This window comes from Mesobacillus maritimus (assembly GCF_044803185.1).
Lineage (GTDB): Bacteria > Bacillota > Bacilli > Bacillales > Cytobacillaceae > Mesobacillus_B > Mesobacillus_B maritimus_B.
The window spans coordinates 2801982-2820103 of record NZ_CP085225.1 but is presented as its reverse complement, the minus strand read 5'-3'; the positions used below and the strand labels follow the sequence as shown (position 1 = coordinate 2820103).

Below are 18122 nucleotides of genomic sequence, written 5' to 3'. Positions count from 1 at the left end.
TTAAAAATAGAACGTAAAAATTTAATCATTTTAAAAATCCATCCGTGTTTTTTAACTATTTTTAAAATAGTTGGGTAGAAAACGTGACAAGACAATAGAAATAGAGATTTGCCTATGTAAAACTATAAAACAAGAACAACATTCAGTGATTAATAGAGAGGAGTAGTGGAAATGATTCGAATTGGAGTGGATGTTGGTGGTACATTTACTGATTTAATTTTAGTAAATGACACAACAAAAGAGATTAAGGTCCATAAAGTGCCCAGTACAACCCAGGATCAATCAATAGGCGTCATTAAGGGCATTAAAGAGTTATGTGAGCTCAGCAATGTAGCTCTATCAGAGATTGATTACATCTTACATGGTACAACGGTTGCCACGAATATCACTATTGAAGGAGATGGTGCCAAAGTAGGGATGCTTACAACCAAAAACTACCGAGATATTCTTCATATTGCCCGCCACAAAAAAGTTGAGAACTTTTCCATACAACAAAGCCTTCCTTGGCAAGATCACCCACTTGTATTACGTAGACATCGCTTACCCATTACAGAGAAACTCGCAGCTCCAGACGGACGGATACGTACACCGTTAAATGAAGAAGAAGTTCGGATGGCGGTTGAACAATTAAAAGCAGAAAACGTAGATGTCGTGATTATCTGTTTCCTATTTTCCTTCCTGAACGATGTACACGAAAAACGTGCAAAAGAGATTGTTCAAGAATGTTGGCCAGAAATCCAAGTGTTTACTTCTAGTGAGGTGGCCCCAAGAATCCGCGAGTATGAACGATTTAGTACAACTGCGATGAATGCCTACGTGGCGCCAAAGGTGAATCAATATATTACCAACCTTGTATCAACACTAGAAGATTCTCAAGCAAAAGGGAACCTTCAAATTATGCAATCTTCCGGAGGGATGGCTTCTGCAGAACAAGCGACAACAGCCCCTATGAATCTATTAAAATCGGGACCAGCAGGGGGTGTGTTGGCGGCAGCTTGGTGGGGGACACTAGATGGAATTGACAATATCATCAGTGTCGATATCGGTGGGACATCAGCTGACATCTCGATTATTCCGGATAATATTCCTAGAGTTGTGAACCCACGTGATGCGGAAGTAAACGGCTATCCTGTTGTCACCCCGATGATTGAGGTGGATACGATTGGTGCCGGTGGTGGTTCGATTGCTTATGTGGATGCAGGAGGAGCCTTTCGCGTAGGACCAAAAAGTGCTGGCTCCACTCCTGGACCTGCTTGTTATGGTCAAGGTGGCCTAGATCCATGTGTCACAGATGCAAATGTGGTGTTAGGTAGATTGGATCCAGAGCAATTCCTTGGTGGCGATCTCCCTTTGCATCCTGAAAAAAGCGCTCAAGCAATTAAGGAGAAAATCGCTAAACCATTAAACATGAGTGTCGAAGAAGCAGCTCTTGGGATTCTTAAAATCATCAATAATAATATGGCTTTGTCGATTCGAGAAAACTCTGTTCGCAAAGGAATTGATCCACGTGATTTTGCTTTATTTGCCTCAGGGGGTGCGGGCCCATTGCATTCCATTGATTTAGCTGAAACGATTGAAAGCAAAATGGTCATGATCCCAAACTACCCAGGAATTACCGCTTCCTCTGGTTTGTTGGTGAGTGATTTGAAATACCATTTTAATAGTTCTTACATCACTTCATTGCAAGGATTAACACAAGAGTCAGTGGTGAATGTAAATAAGGAACTATTGACACTAGAGGAACAAGCAATGGATCAGCTCAAGCAAGATGGAATTCTTGAAAAAGATATTGTCTTAGAACGTATCGCCGAATGCAGATATATTGGTCAAGGCTTTGAGCTTCGAGTACCGATTCCAGATGGAACGTTAACCAAACATAGTATACAGAATCTGATTGAAGGATTTCATCTGACTCACAAACAAGAATATGGGCATTATTTTCCAGGAAACACGGTAGAGTTGATCTCCTTGGATATTGTCGCAACTGGCCTGACCCCCTCACTTATGTTACCAGATTTAGAAGAGGGAGGAAGTTTAAATCCTGAAGCCGCTTTTTTATATGAACGAAATACGTTCTTTGAGGTAGATGGAGAAATTCAAGAGATCCCAACACCAAGGTACAAGCGAGAAAACCTGTTAGCAAATGATGTCATTGAAGGACCTGCTGCAATTATTCAACGCGATTCAACGACTGTGATTCCTCCAAATTGGGAAATGAAAGTATCTAAAAATGGTACTTTGTTGGCAACTAAAAAAACTGAATCATCAAAATTCTTAGTTGATAGGATGCATTTATCAAAGGTAGGTGTTGAAAATGAGTAAATCAAATGATCCTGTGACGATGCAGGTGATTGGAGGAGCACTTGATACGATTGCAAAAGAAATGTCCCATTTAATGCAACGCATGGCTTACTCCTCATTAATTAGGGAATCGGAGGATCTCGGTGCGGGTATTTTCAGTCGATTCGGAGAGACCCTTGCAGAATCAGACTCGACGCCTATGCAGTTGGGGTGTCTTCCTGGCTATATTAAAGGCTTTCAAGAAAAGTTAGGGGAGAATCAACACCCAGAGGACATTATTTGGAACAATGATCCTTATGCAGGTGCATCACATTCTCCCGATGTTGCCTTATGTCAACCGATTTTTTATGAAGGAGAATTGATTGCCTATGCAGGGACAACGGCTCATCACTTGGATATGGGAGGAGCGCAGCCTGGTTTAATGGTAGATGTTCCAGATGTTTATGCGGAAGGTTTAATTCTAAACGGCGTCAAGCTTTATGAAAAAGGGTTGCCTAATGAAACGCTGTTTGAAGTTATCCGCCAAAAAGTGCGTACATCTGAAAAAGTCATAGGTGACCTACAAGCACAAGTGGCTGCATGTCGCTTGGGAACAAAGCGGTTCATTGACCTTCTTGATAAATATGGAAAAGAAACGGTCTTGGCCGCTTGTGAGCAGTTAATGAATTATTCAGAGCTTATGATGCGCCGTGAAATTTCGAAAATTCCAGATGGGGAATACGAAGCAGAATCATGGTTGGATGATGATGGGCTTCATCTAGGTGACAAATTGCGCGTGCATGTCAATGTCATAAAAAAAGGCGATGAACTTGAGGTTGATGTCTCTAAATCAGCAGACCAAGTGGCAACCGCCTTTAATGTCTCCTATTCTGGTGCTTTATGTGTCAGTGTGTATAGCGTGATCCGCTCGATCTTCTTAGACACTTACACACATGAAGAATTTGTTCCGGCCAATCAAGGAGCTTTTCGACCGATTAAAGTTACCGCAAGAAAAGGAAGTATTTTTAATCCGATTAAGCCTGCCGCAACCTTTAGCCGAGCCAATCAGGTCAATACAGTTGCAGATTTAATCATTAAAGCACTAGCTACAGTCATCCCAGAACAGGTATGTGCCGGTAGCTCAGCAAATATCCAGTTTGCTTCTTATTCTGGTCTAGATGAGAACAACGACTATTGGGTCTATATTGAAGTGAATGAAGGATCGTATGGTGGCCGTCCTGAGAAAGATGGCATGGACGCAATGGATTTTAGTTCTTGGAATACTCGAAACAACCCAATTGAGGATTTGGATATGCACACTCCAATGGTTTGTGAGCAATATGAATTGCGTGAGGATACAGGAGGAGCTGGTAAAACTCGTGGCGGCCTGGGGATTGTGCGTTGGAATCGCTTTTTAACAGACGGGTTAATGACCATGGAAGGCGATAAGCACTCGGTAAAACCGTGGGGATTTAAAGGTGGCTTGCCAGGAACAGAAGCAAGTTTAATTAAAAATCCAGATACCGCACCGGAAGAATTACCATCAAAACTAAATGGGTATCGGTTCAAAGCAGGTGAATCGATCAAAATTATGGTTCCATCGTCAGGAGGATATGGAGACCCCCTTGAGCGTTCAATCGCTAAGGTCTATGAAGATGTATTGGATGAAATCATCTCGGTAGAAACAGCTTACCGCGATTATGGGGTTGTAATCGAAGGTGGCGACTTACGATTAGAGGCTTCCGAACAAAGACGGAAAGAAATGCGTGAACAACGTACTGAACGACCGATTTTTTCACATTAGTTAGCTAAAAGCTAAATGCTTATAAAATATAACAATACTAAATGGAGAGGATGTTTAGAATGGAAAAAGAAATCTTTGATTTAGGATTATTAAATGAGGCGTTCAAGAAGGCAAGAGAAATTCATATGAGCCGTGGGTTCCAAAAACGTGTTGGTTATGGAAAAAGACCAGGGATTATTACAGTGGATCTAGCAAACGCCTGGACTAGACCTGGCCATACCTTTTCTTGTGACAATATGGAGGAAGTGCTTCCAGCTGTTCTTAGTGTGCTAGATGCTGCCCGGGCAAAAAATGTTCCAATTTTTCATAGTACAACTGCCTATAATCCAAACGGATATTCAGATATCGGCCGTTGGGCAGATAAGATTCCATTGGAAACGTTGAAAATGGGAGAAGACTGGATTGACATTGATACTCGATTGAATCCTCAGCCGGAAGAAACTGTTTTCGTGAAAAAAATGGCCAGTTGTTTTAATGGAACACCTCTTCAATATTGGCTGACAACGCATGGTATCGATACATTGATTGTCATGGGGGCAACAGCGGGTGCCTGTGTCCGTCACACTTGTATGGATTCAACAGAACTCGGATTCCGAACGATTGTTCCAGAGGGTACAATCGCGGATCGTATCCCAGGAGCGGTTGAATGGAATCTGTTTGACATCGATGCAAAATTCGGAGATGTTGAACCATTAGAAACTGTCATCAACTATTTTAGTACTATTGAGGCTTTTGAAAAGAGGGAGAGTGAAAGTACAGTCCTATAAAAAATAGATCTAACGAAGGCAATGATTAAATTAATCATTGCCTTCGTTGTTGTTACACAAATTAGACACAAACACATAAATCTTTATACAAAAACAGAACAGACGTTCCTTTCTGTGTTATAATGAACTTACAACACGAAAGAATCTCTTACTGAACTTATTCTCCAGCACACACCATGTTTCCACATTCCAAACATGATAGAAACAACCATCCAATAACCTGAGAAAATCAATAAAGAAGGTAAGGTGATATCAAGCTGATTTCATGAAAACAAACGTGTCTTACACTATATTTTGGGCTAAATCTCATTATTATACAAAACAGTTTTATTACCCTGTGGAACAATTGCTGAAAATAATAATGTTTCACGATGTTAGACATGCTATAATTTAAGAAATTGGGGGTATAGGCGATGACAAATGAATTAGTCGAACAAATCCGTTCTATGTTAAAGGATGAAATAAATCCAGTATATACCCGGTTAGATGGAATTGACAGCAGGCTGGATAAAATGGATTCACGTTTTGATGGGATCGACACCAGGCTAGACCAAATGGATTCACGTTTTGATGGGATTGACACCAGGCTAGACCAAATGGATAACCGGTTTGATGGGCTTGATCACGAAATTAAGCACCTTAAAACCGGTCAAGAACAACTTCAACAAGAAATAGTAAACCTTATGACCAATCAAGAACAAATTCAAAAAACATCATTACTAGTATCGGAGAGTTTACAGATCGGGTTACAGAACACTTTGATGCCCAGACTGCTGCATTAAATAAACGAGTATTTGCAAATGAAGCAAATATCGAACGATTGATGAAACAAAGTTAATGTAAGAAAACTTAAAAAGAACGTAAAAGGTTTCTCGACTGATTCCTTTTACGTTCTTTAATTATTCTATGGACGGTTTTTGATGTAGAGGAGAGTATGCAAAACGACCACCGTCTAATAATCTTGAATTTATTTTTTCTAGTTTACATAATATATATTCTCGGTAGTTATAATTCAAAAGCAATCACCGGTCTCAATACCTAAGTATACTTAAGATAGTGAGACAAGAAATGAAATTTTCACTTAAAACTCACTTGTACAGAAATAATTGTTTTCGCTAAAAAAATCCGCTTCATTGCATTCAAACTTCCTGTCACCAAAAAAATAACAAATCTAATTCGTTTGTGTGAACTCTCATGCATGTTAAACAACCCATTCTTTCATGAATCAGCAACCAGACTGAAATATCATTTCAATGATATTTGATCACTAAATTAAATCAATATTAGTTCGAAATTAAGTGATCATGTCAAATTCCTATTAAATAAACTTGTTTTTTCTATCCTCTTCTTTAGTTAACATAATATTATTATTGAATTTTAGCCTTATATCTCGTTACCCATTGTATGCTCTCCACACCAAAAAAACAAAAAACACAAGCTCATGCCTGTGTTTGGCTTATACGTTGATTTCTCGCAGCGGTTAAATACTGCCTTGGTGTTCCATAATATAGAACTTCATTGAACTCTGGATAGATGGATTCAAAATGCACTAAGATTGGACAATCCAATAGCCATGGATTGTTGATGTAGGACTGCTGATCGCCATAGACGATTCCTGTTAGCGCCAATGTGAGTTCCTTCTTAAAAATCATGTAGCGAACCTGGGAGAATTTTTTATCGTACTCCCCCCCACTAACATAGACCTTTGCTAATAATAAATATTCTCCGTTTCTTGTTTGCCATTCTGCAAGTACTTCATCCCGGAGATTAGGATCAATCGCTCCCAAATCATATTTTTTTCCGATTGTTAGAAAGAGCTCTCCTGTCTCATCAGAGTGGGTCAACGTATATTTCCGACCACCTAATGGGCCAAAGGTGCTAACCGGAGGAATATATGTTGTATTCAATCGATCTGGATTGAATGTGGTCATGGGAAGAAAACCCCTTTCAGGAAATATTACCTATACTTACCATAGCCTATGTTAGCAGTACGAGATTCGTTACATATGCCTATTTTTTCTTTTTCTTCTTTGATTTCAGGGCTTTTTGCACAGTGGTTTCGATTAGTCTCCATTCACCATTTTCAAGGATCCAAGAAGATTCTACAAACCCAATCGTATCAGCATTGGCCACTCCGCTAATTCGTTGTACCCCTTTAAAACCGATTTGATTTTCGCGTATGATCACTGGTTTTAAGGTACTATACGGAAATACCATTAATTCCATTGGCTCATTTAATTTGCCATTATTATATAATCCTAAGCGAATGTACTTCGCTTTTCTGTCCTTTAAATCAAAGGTATAAGATTTATCAGTTTCTTCAATTCTAATAGCAGCTTTATACCCTTCCTCAAACTGGCTAATAATCGTTAATGGCTCAGGGGTGCTTAATTCGACTTGCTTACCATCTTTAATGGAATAGAGATAATAATTTGCTAGCCCCCCACTCCCTCCTGTTTCAACAGTGACAAGTACGTCCTGTACACCATCATGATTAAAATCTTTAAAGGCTAGAGTAGGTTCATATCCCCCCTCAAGCTCACTTTGAAAGCCCTTTCCTTCAGATGTCTTTACGTGCATCGAGATTTCTTTTAAAAATAAGCTTCCTTTTTCAAAGGGAACACCTGTTATCTTGATAACATCCTCTTTTCCATCTCCAGTTACATCAACTTGTTCCTGATAAATGTCGGTCTGAGAGTGCTTTTCCGCTGCATATACGGTTACAGCTACCAGTGAAAGAATGAAAATTGTTGGTAGTATGATGATTCTTTTCAAAATCTCCCCACCTCTTTTTCCTTTTATCAGTTAAACTGTCCATTTTTTGGTAGAGATATACTCATAAATAAAGACCCCCTGGATTCAACCAGAGGGTCCTTCAATAACAATTATTTTGTCTGTTTTTCTCGTGTTTCCCAGGTCTCCACTCCTTGCAATCCAGGAATAGTGTCAGCATAGAAAGTGGGATCTTTGTGCTCTTTTCGCTGAGCCTGATAGTCCTTTAAGGCAGCAAAGGCAATTTTCCCTAGCAAGGTAATAGCAATCAGGTTAATGATGGCCATAATACCCATAAACAGATCTGCAAGATTCCAGACAATCGCTAAGTCTGCCATAGAACCAAAGACAACCATACCTACAACAGCAATTCGGTAGATAAATAACGCTGGTTTATTATCTTTGATAAACTCAATATTGGTTTCTCCATAATAATAATTCCCGATAATCGATGAAAAGGCAAACAGGAAAATAGCAATACTGATAAAAGCAGGCGCCCATGAGCCAACATGACTACTAAGTGCTACTTGGGTAAGTTCAATTCCTGTTAAATCAGGATTTGAGTAAGCTCCTGAAAGAATAATGATAAAAGCAGTAGCGGAACAAATCAGGATGGTATCAACAAATACCCCCAAAGTTTGGATCAAGCCTTGTTTAGCAGGGTGTGTAACCGCAGCTGTTGCCGCAGCATTAGGAGCACTACCCATACCAGCTTCGTTCGAGAATAAGCCACGTTTAATCCCCATCATAACAGCCGCACCCATTCCACCGCCAACTGCTTCCTGAAGTCCAAACGCTTCTTTTACGATAAGCGAAAGCATCATTGGGATTTCTGTAAAATTGGTAATGACCACAAACAATGCCAATATCAAATAAAGAACCGCCATTATAGGAACAATGATTTGCGAAACATGGGCAATTCTTTTGACTCCACCAAAAATAATAACCGCAGTTAAAATGGCAAGCACCGTTCCAATCCAAACTCGGTCAATCCCGAATGCTTTGTTAACCGCAAGTGAAATCGTATTGGATTGAACAGAGTTAAACACAAGCCCAAAGCAGAAGGTGATAATGACAGCAAAGATAATCCCCATCCACCGCTTGTTTAAGCCCTTTTCCATATAGTAAGCAGGACCACCACGGAAGCCATCTTTATCTTTCACCTTGTAAATCTGAGCAAGCGTACTTTCAACAAAGCTAGAAGCAGCTCCAATAAAAGCAATCAACCACATCCAGAACACAGCACCCGGACCACCTGCGGAAATCGCAGTTGCAACCCCAGCCAGGTTCCCTGTTCCTACACGAGAGGCAGCAGAAATAGTGAATGCTTGAAACGAGGAAAGCCCTATCTTACCTCCATTGCTGCTGATGACCCTTTTATCACCAAGGATGCGAAACATCTCACCGAATAAACGGACTTGGACAAAGTTTGTTCGAATTGAAAAATATAAACCTAAAATAATGAGTGCTGCAATAAGGATATAACTCCACATTAAATTATTTAAAAAATTAACGTTTTCATTTAGTAGTTCTAGTAGTTTTTCCATTTAAAGACTCCTTTGAATGTAAATCTAAATTGCCCAATTTGTTGCCCTATTTCAATTATTGTTCCTTAAAATTAAAAAATAAGTATCAAAAACATCCCTATGTAGAGTATATGATCACCCAATAATCCTAGCAGGCAAATTTTCACATAAAAAGCACCCCAGTTTCATGAACCAGGGCACATGTTTTTGACAAAAGAGTTATTATTCTTCGCTCTTAGCTTTTTCCTCTATCACTTCTTGTTTCCACAACTCTTGTAGCTTCCCACTCTCATTTTCATCAAAAACAAATGAACCATTTGAATAACGATCATTAAATCGAAGCGATTCTGGTTTTAATGAGAAGGTTTGTTGTTTTTCCGTGAACAAGAAAATTTCATCTTGATTTTTCGCCACTTCAAACCCTGCTACTCGATGTGGATTGCTTTTAAGTTCGCGAAGCATAATGACACCGCGTTTTGCTCGGGAACCTAATTCAAACTCACTTAGCTTCATCTTTTTAACTGCTCCACGCTGCGTGGCAAGGATTATCGATTGGTCTTTGGCAGCTTCAATGATTTTACCACCAATCACAATGTCTCCATCCTTCAAGTTGATTCCCTTTACACCTGCTGCTCTAATTCCAATTGGACTAATTTCTTCCTCCGAGAACCAGAGAGCATAGCCAAGCTGAGTAACAAGGAATAAGCTATTTTTTCCATCTGTAAGGTGAACTTCAATCGTTTCATCGTCACCTTTCAAATTCATTGCCGTTAACGTTTTGGAATATCGTTGTGCTTTATATTGTTTTAATTCGGTTTTCTTAACCATGCCGTTCTTCGTGACAAACAGAAGGAAAACCTCTTGTTCGAAATCTTTAACAGGAATCGCCTTAATGATGTGTTCATCACGTTCAAGCGGAACAATATTTGCAATATGCTGTCCTAGATCCTTCCAACGGATATCAGGCAACTCGTGAACTGGTAGGTAGAGATAGCTTCCTTTATTTGTGAAAAGAAGCAATACCTCTTTCGTGTTCATGTCTAGCTGGGCCAAAAGTCTGTCGGTATCCTTCATGGCAAAGTCTTTACCATTGGAAGCGGCATAGGAACGCTGACTTGTGCGTTTGATGTAACCATCTTTCGTAACGGTCACAATGACATCCTCACTGGCAATCAGGACCTCTAAGTTGATTTTGATTTCTTCAATTTCATCCTCAATTTTGGTCCTTCGCCCATCAGCAAAGCGTTTTTTAACATCTTTCAGTTCCTTTTTGATAACAGACAACAATTTTTTCTCACTTTCCAAAATGGCTACGAGCTCTTCAATTTTCTTTGCTAGCTCTTCCTGCTCTGCTTGTAGAGCGGTTACATCCGTATTGGTTAAACGATAAAGTTGTAGGGACACAATGGCTTCCGCCTGTGCCTCAGTAAACGCAAACTTGGCGATTAAGTTATTTTTAGCATCACGCTTGTCCTTAGACGCACGAATTGTCGCAATGACTTCATCGAGAATCGATAGAGCTTTGATTAAACCCTCCACAATATGCTGACGCTCCCTAGCCTTTTGGAGGTCAAACTCAGAACGCCTCGTGACCACTTCACGTTGATGAGCAATATAGGCATCTAATAAGTCATGTAGTCCCATTTGTTTAGGACGTTTATTATATATCGCGACCATATTAAAATTATAAGTAATTTGTAGATCAGTATTTTTGTAAAAATAGTGCAAGACTCCGTTTGCATCGGCATCTTTCTTGAGCTCAACAACAATCCGAAGACCAGTACGGTCTGTTTCATCGCGAACTTCAGAGATTCCTTCTACTTTGCGGTCAATCCGCAGCTCATCCATTCGTTTTACAAGGTTCGCTTTATTCACCTCGAAAGGTATTTCCGTAATGACGATTTGTTGTCTCCCACCACGGATGGTTTCAATCTCGGTTTTCCCGCGAACAATCACTTTTCCCTTACCTGTTTTATAGGCTTTTAGAATCCCTTCTACTCCCTGAATAATACCTCCCGTTGGGAAATCTGGTCCCTTAATGACCGTCATTAACTCCTCTACAGAGCAATCAGGTTTATCCATGCGCATAATGACGCCTTCAATAATTTCATCTAAAGAATGTGGAGGAATATCGGTTGCATACCCCGCGGAAATCCCTGTCGACCCATTGACAAGTAAATTAGGAAACATGGATGGTAAAACAGTTGGTTCCTTCGAAGTGTCGTCGAAATTCGGAATGAACTCAACGGTGTTTTTATCAATATCTCGTAATAATTCAGCGGAAATTGCCGAAAGTCTAGCCTCTGTATACCTCATCGCTGCAGGTGGGTCACCATCATTACTACCATTGTTTCCATGCATTTGGATTAAAACATTTCGAACTTTCCAATCCTGACTCAGTCGGACCATCGCTTCATAAACCGATGAATCACCATGCGGATGGTAATTACCAATGACGTTCCCGACCGTTTTGGCCGATTTTCTAAATCCTTTTTCATGAGTGTTTCCCTCAGCATACATCGCATACAAAATTCGGCGTTGAACAGGTTTTAAACCATCACGGGCATCTGGTAATGCCCGCTCTTGTATAATGTATTTACTATAGCGACCAAAACGGTCGCCAATGACTTCTTCAAGAGGGAGGTCGCGAAATTTTTCTACCGAGCTCATTCTTCTGAACCCTCCTCAATAACGGTAATGTTTTCATTTTCTAAGATGGTGTCGCCTTCGTCTAATGTAAACGCAACATTCGATTCAATCCACTTTCGACGCGGTTCAACTTTGTCACCCATTAACGTAGTAACTCTACGCTCAGCACGTGCAGCATCATCAATTTTAACGCGAATTAAAGTTCTAGATTCCGGGTTCATGGTTGTATCCCATAACTGATCGGCATTCATTTCGCCTAGACCTTTATAGCGCTGAATGATATAGCCTTTTCCAATCTTTTTGATGGCGCCTGCTAGTTCGTCATCGCTCCAAGCATACTCGATAATTTCCTTTTTGCCGCTGCCTTTGCTGACCTTATACAGGGGTGGCAACGCAATGAATACCTTCCCACCTTCAATCAATGGTTTCATATAGCGGTAAAAGAATGTTAAAAGCAGAACCTGAATATGGGCTCCATCTGTATCGGCATCGGTCATGATGACAACTTTATCGTAGTTCACATCTTCAAGATTAAAATCAGCTCCAACACCCGCTCCAATCGCATGAATCATCGTGTTGATCTCTTCATTCTTAAAGATATCCTGAAGCTTAGCTTTTTCAGTATTAATTACTTTACCACGCAAAGGAAGAACAGCTTGGAATTTACGATCGCGTCCCTGCTTTGCCGAACCACCGGCAGAATCCCCCTCAACAAGATAAAGTTCATTTTTAGCTGCGTTTTTACTTTGTGCTGGTGTTAGTTTACCAGACAGCATTGCCTCTGATTTTTTTCGTTTTTTACCACTGCGGGCATCTTCTCTTGCTTTCCTAGCAGCTTCTCGTGCTTGGTAGGCCCTAATGGATTTTTTGATTAAAAGTGAACTTGTTTCAGGGTTTTCCTCTAAGAAATACGAGAGGTGTTCAGAAACAACAGAATCAACCGCTGAACGAGCTTCACTCGTCCCTAGCTTTCCCTTTGTTTGACCTTCAAACTGAAGCAACTCTTCAGGAATACGAACGGAAATAATCGCAGATAGTCCTTCGCGGATATCCGCTCCATCTAGATTTTTATCCTTTTCCTTTAACAAACCTGCTTTGCGCGCATAGTCATTAAAGGCTCGGGTCATAGCAGTTTTGGCACCGACCTCGTGCGTTCCGCCATCCTTCGTACGGACATTGTTAACAAAGCTAAGGATATTCTCAGAATAACCATCATTGAATTGGAAGGAGAAGTCGACTTCAATTCCGCTATTTTCTCCCTCAAAACTTACAACAGGATGAAGAGAATCCTTTTCTTCGTTTAGATATTCAACAAATGCCTGAATCCCCGTTTCATAGTGAAATAACTCCCGAACATCATTTCGTTCGTCAATGATTTCAATTTTGAGACCTTTAAGTAAAAATGCGGACTCACGAAGTCGTTCGCATAAGGTATTGTAATTATAAGTAATCGTGGAAAAAATTTTAGGATCTGGTTTAAAGTGGATGGTTGTTCCGCTTTGGTTGGTCTTGCCGACTTTTTCAAGTGTCGTGATAGGTTTCCCACCATCTGCGAACTTTTGTTCGTAAACGAATCCATCACGTCTGATGGTGACAACGAGCTTTTCAGAAAGTGCGTTAACAACAGAGGCACCTACTCCGTGAAGGCCTCCACTCGTTTTATAACCACCTTGACCGAATTTCCCGCCCGCATGTAGGACGGTTAGGATGACCTCAGGAGTTGGCTTTCCTAGTTTATGCATCCCTGTTGGCATGCCTCGGCCTTTATCCTGAACTGTGATGGAGTTATCTTTGTGTATTTTCACAATGATATGGTCGCCATATCCTGCAAGTACCTCGTCAACAGAGTTGTCAACGATTTCGTAGACTAGATGGTGAAGGCCTCTAGTGTCGGTACTACCAATATACATCCCTGGACGTTTTCTGACAGCCTCGAGACCTTCTAGTACCTGTATCGCGTCATCGTTGTAATCAAAAGCTTGCTGGTTTCTAGCCACTAAAATACCCCTTTCATAACGAACAAAACAACATTGACTGTTTGTTTATCTATTGTCAATGATCTAACAAAATAACTTTAGAAAAATCTTCCTCTTTATAAAAATAAAAAAGAACTAACACACGTTCGCTCTTGGTCATATTTTACCATACTTTCTAAAGTCTCATATGCTTTATTTTAGCGATTTATCTTGATTTGGCAAACTGATTTCACTTATTGTTGGATTTTTTATTCATAAAATTTGTCTTTTTGGGCACAAATTCGGAAAAATTTTTAGCCTAGTTGAAGTCTCTAAAGGACGGACATGCCAATGATTCCCGCCATTAATTTTAGTGTCAATGAACCAACCTAAAGGTAATAAGTACTTTTTCTAGGAGTGTTGTTCCTTGAATCGATCTAGAATGATTTTACTTACTGCGATTTGCGCTGTGCTGTTGCTAATTGCTTCAAGCACGATTTTGCAACCTCGTAGAATGAATACAATCCAACAAACAGCTGATGACAACCCACCCGTTGTTCTTGATGAAGAGCATAATCACCCACGGATAATGGAAATTAACAACGTTGGCCGAGGCAATAATCTTAAACAATTTCTTGATCAACGTGATGAAGTTACCCACTTTCATCATAATAAAAAAGATACCAGTCACTATCTAGATCATGAGGTAGCCGTAAATTTTAAAAGCTTACCTTCTGACGATGAACTAGAACATATAGAAAAGGATATCGATGGTCGTGTAATAAAAAAAGACGGCTTGTTGTTCCTTTTCCGTTCAAGAAGTATGGAAGCTCCAACCGTACTAAATTATTTTAAAGGCAAATCGAATGTGGACTTTGTTGAATTGCATTATTTATTAATGCAAAATGACGTTACCGGAACAAAAACCCTCAATTTGCCAAATGACCAATTTTACCAAGAAGAATACCAATGGAACCTTCCTGTTATTGGGACAGAGCAAGGCTGGAATATCTCTAGAGGTGATGAAGACATCACGATTGCTGTCATTGACACAGGTGTGGATTTGGATCACCCTGATTTGGTTAACAGACTTGTTGAAGGATACAATATCCTAGGTGATAATTCAAATCCTGATGATGATAATGGCCATGGAACCCATGTAGCTGGGATCATTGCCTCTGAAACCAATAATCGTGAAGGAATAGCAGGGTTAACTTGGTTTAATAAGATCATGCCAATTAAGGCGATGAGTGCCGAAGGGTATGGGACCACCTTTGATATTGCTAAGGGAATCATCTGGGCGGTTGACAGTGGTGCTGACGTCATCAATCTTAGCCTTGGGAACTATAAGGAGTCGAATGTGTTAAAAAGAGCAATCCGGTATGCCTACAATAACGATGTTGTCATGATTGCCGCTGCCGGAAATGATAGCACAAGACAACCATCCTATCCAGCCGCTTACCCAGAAGTATTAAGTGTATCAGCTGTTAATTATGATGGAAAGCTAGCAGAGTTCTCTAACTATGGAAGTTATATCAATATCTCTGCACCCGGTGTATATATCCCTAGTACGTACTTTAACGAACAATATGCGTCTCTTTCAGGCACATCAATGGCGGCTCCACATGTTGCTGGACTTGCTGGGTTAATTAAATCAGCAAACCCAGAACTGACCAATAACGAAGTCATTACTATAATTCAAAGCTCTGCAAGAGATCTTGGAGCAAAGGGAAAAGATATCCAATTCGGTAGTGGCTTAATAGATGTAAACAAAGCACTGATAGCGGCAGAAAATGCTCATTCCACACGAAAGAAAGCAAATGAAAGACGAAACTTCTTTCGTTAAAAAAGGCTTAGAACAGATACCACGTCCACAGTGATTTATAAAAAAGGGGAAGGACCTTTTAAAGGCCTTCCCTATTCTTAATTAAGTTGGTATAGCTCTTTCCTTATCCCGTTAAGAAAAGGTGGGGTTTCTGTCGCAAATAAGTCTAATTCATGCATGGCCCTCGTGCAAGCTGTATAAAAGAGTTTGCGTTCTCCCTCTTCTTTGTACGTAGAAGCATCATGAATCGCCACGGCATCAAATTCAATTCCTTTTGCCAAATATGCTGGGATAATACTAATCCCCCGTTCGTAAGCAATCGTACCTTTCTCAATCAATCTGGCATCTAAATGAGGGGCGAGCGCTTCAAAAACAGTTTTACTTTCTTGCTCTGTTCGACAAATAACAGCAATCGTTTTATGACCCTCTGTTTTCCACTCCTGCATTCTTTTTATAATGGCCATAAGAAGCTTATCATGGTTTTGATGAATTGTTATCACTGGTAAGTTGCCATTCCGATTAAACGGTTCAATTTTATCCCCATCTTCAAGTAATTCCCGGGTAAACTCTACAATTTGTCTTGTGGATCGATAGGTTCTAGACAAAGTTATCACTTCTTTTTCGTCAATCCCTAGCGCGTCCTCCGCTAACACCGTTTCCGAATCTGTAGGGCCCGCATAGACCGCTTGATTCAAGTCTCCAAGCAGAGTTACCTTGCTATACGGAAACAATTGGGTGATAAAAGCAAATTGAAACGGAGTGTAATCCTGGGCTTCATCAATAAACACATGGCGAATACCGGTATTCGACTTTCGTCCTTCAATTTTATCTTGTAAATATAGGTATGGAGTAGAATCCTCATAATACATGCGTGATTGCTTTAACGACTTTAAGGTTAGCTCTGAAATCTTCCCCCAGGTTTCTGGATGTTCCGACTGGTGATCTTGTGGGCGAAATAATTGGCCATATATCCCCTTCAAATTTATGAATTTCAACTTTTTCACCATGTTGAATACTGGTTTCATGCGCTTTGTCACGAGCATTCTCGCAAGTACCTTTTGCTCACGCTCATAATCATCAAAAGTATCTTCGTCAAATTTCTTTTTTTCTTGCAGTTGTTTATACGCATCCAGAAACTCTGACTTATCGAGAAATTGTATCTCTTCCTCTACCCACTCTTTCTTCTGCTCTTGTCTCGCTTTTCTCTTCAAATCCTTTAGAAGATATTCCTTCAACAATTGGATTCGGTTTGGAATAGAGACATTTCGGTCTAGAGAATAAAAATACTCAGCTAACTGTTCCTTTGTAAACAAGACTTGTTTACGGAAGGTTATATCACGAAACAGTAACCCTTTATCCTTTAATTCATTTACATATGAGTCAATGAGACCTTTGAATTGTAAGCTTGATTTGAACCGAATCGCTTCGAGCCGTACAGGATAGTCGTGATCCTCGCTTTGACTTAGTAGGTACTCCATTTGACTAAAAATGTCTTCTAATTCATATTCTCTGCCGATTCTTGAAAGTAAGTACTCTTGGAAGGTGGCTTGTTGCATATTTTCTTCCCCTAGTTCAGGAAGGACGGTTGCAACATAGCTATTAAACATTGGGTTTGGTGAAAAAAGCATAATGTTTTCTGATTTTATGATAGTTCGATAGCGATAAAGTAAATAGGCAATTCGCTGCATCGCTGCCGATGTTTTCCCACTGCCGGCAACGCCTTTCACAATTAAAAGCCTACTATCTTCATTGCGAATAATTTGATTTTGTTCTTTCTGAATCGTGGCAACAATGCTCTTCATTTGCGTATCGGCATTATTCCCGAGAACCTCTTGGAGCATTTCATCACCGATTGTCACGCCCGTATCAAACATCGCTTTAATTTCCGCTTCTCTAATCACAAACTGCCGCTTTAACTCAATGACGCCCGTAACCTTTTCAAGGCTAGTTTCATATTGCGCTGGCCCAGGTGCGTAATCATAATATAGACTTGAGATAGGCGCCCGCCAGTCATAAATCAAAAACTCCTCTTCTTTATCATCCATGAACGAAGCCACACCAATATAAATCGACTCTTGCGCACCTATTCCTTCTTCTTTAAAATCGATTCGTCCAAAGTATGGAGAGTTTTGCAGTCTGGTTAAGGTTTTTAGTTGATTATCGATTTGGGTTTGGCTACGCTCCCGTTCAGATAAGAGCTCAACCTGTTGTTTGATACTTGTATATGTTTCACCTATATCATCTGGTTCATCAAAATTAACAGTTACGTCTTCCCAGAAAGTGCTACGGATATGGAGCGCTTCAGATCCAATTTTCCCTGTATGCTTTTGGAGTTTTTGGAACTTCTTTTTAATTTGGGAGGTAATCCATTTTACTCTTTCCTGTTCTTTCTGTAGTTCTTTCTCGTTTTCGCTCATCCTCTCACTCCTTGAAAGGCTCTTTTCTCAAACTTTGTTGCTTTTGAAGATAAAGACTATTGAGCAGAGTTAATTCTAATCTGCAAAAACTGCAATTATGAGAAAAGAGCTACAAACATATTTAAAA

11 protein-coding genes are annotated in these 18122 nt (G+C 40.0%); 5 read left to right on the top strand and 6 right to left on the bottom strand.

The annotated features are described in order from the left end of the window. Window positions 1–171 precede the first annotated feature (171 nt). From LG336_RS13605 to LG336_RS13590, 4 genes are all read left to right on the top strand, one after another. Window positions 172–2322, top strand: a complete 2151-nt coding sequence (locus LG336_RS13605; protein WP_404333035.1) for a hydantoinase/oxoprolinase family protein — start codon at window positions 172–174, stop codon at window positions 2320–2322. Then, entirely contained in the window at window positions 2315–4084 is a 1770-nt protein-coding gene (locus tag LG336_RS13600; RefSeq protein WP_404333034.1) for a hydantoinase B/oxoprolinase family protein, read from the top strand. Before LG336_RS13605 ends, LG336_RS13600 begins: the two co-directional genes overlap by 8 nt. A 59-nt stretch (window positions 4085–4143) precedes the next feature. After that, window positions 4144–4851, top strand: a complete 708-nt coding sequence (locus LG336_RS13595) for an isochorismatase family protein (protein WP_404333033.1) — start codon at window positions 4144–4146, stop codon at window positions 4849–4851. A gap of 413 nt (window positions 4852–5264) precedes the next feature. Beyond that, the gene (locus LG336_RS13590; protein WP_404333032.1) at window positions 5265–5633 is read left to right on the top strand and encodes a hypothetical protein; all 369 of its coding nucleotides are present in this window, start codon (window positions 5265–5267) and stop codon (window positions 5631–5633) included. A 657-nt stretch (window positions 5634–6290) separates the two neighbouring features. On the opposite strand, the gene LG336_RS13585 is transcribed toward LG336_RS13590, so the two are convergent. The 5 genes from LG336_RS13585 to parE form a co-directional block, all read right to left on the bottom strand. After that, window positions 6291–6782 carry a staygreen family protein gene (locus tag LG336_RS13585; protein ID WP_404333031.1) on the bottom strand — a complete coding sequence of 164 codons (492 nt, stop codon included), beginning with the start codon at window positions 6780–6782 and terminating at the stop codon, window positions 6291–6293. A 79-nt stretch (window positions 6783–6861) separates the two neighbouring features. Continuing rightward, window positions 6862–7626 carry a hypothetical protein gene (locus tag LG336_RS13580; protein WP_404333030.1) on the bottom strand — a complete coding sequence of 255 codons (765 nt, stop codon included), beginning with the start codon at window positions 7624–7626 and terminating at the stop codon, window positions 6862–6864. A 110-nt stretch (window positions 7627–7736) separates the two neighbouring features. Further along, window positions 7737–9170 (bottom strand): alanine/glycine:cation symporter family protein, encoded by a 1434-nt coding sequence (locus LG336_RS13575; RefSeq protein ID WP_404333029.1) that lies wholly within the window; start codon window positions 9168–9170, stop codon window positions 7737–7739. A 201-nt stretch (window positions 9171–9371) separates the two neighbouring features. Next, on the bottom strand, window positions 9372–11819 hold the full coding sequence (gene parC, locus LG336_RS13570; protein WP_404333028.1) for a DNA topoisomerase IV subunit A: 2448 nt from the start codon (window positions 11817–11819) through the stop codon (window positions 9372–9374). Next, window positions 11816–13795 carry a DNA topoisomerase IV subunit B gene (gene parE, locus LG336_RS13565; protein ID WP_404333027.1) on the bottom strand — a complete coding sequence of 660 codons (1980 nt, stop codon included), beginning with the start codon at window positions 13793–13795 and terminating at the stop codon, window positions 11816–11818. The genes parC and parE overlap by 4 nt, the downstream gene beginning before the upstream one ends. A gap of 385 nt (window positions 13796–14180) precedes the next feature. Here parE and LG336_RS13560 point away from each other — a divergent pair, with 385 nt between their 5' ends. Continuing rightward, window positions 14181–15599, top strand: a complete 1419-nt coding sequence (locus LG336_RS13560) for a S8 family peptidase (protein WP_404333026.1) — start codon at window positions 14181–14183, stop codon at window positions 15597–15599. 77 nt (window positions 15600–15676) lie between these two features. Here LG336_RS13560 and helD read toward each other — a convergent pair whose 3' ends face one another. Next, a complete protein-coding gene (gene helD, locus LG336_RS13555; protein ID WP_404333025.1) occupies window positions 15677–17995 on the bottom strand; it encodes an RNA polymerase recycling motor HelD in 2319 nt (772 codons plus the stop codon). Window positions 17996–18122 lie beyond the last annotated feature (127 nt).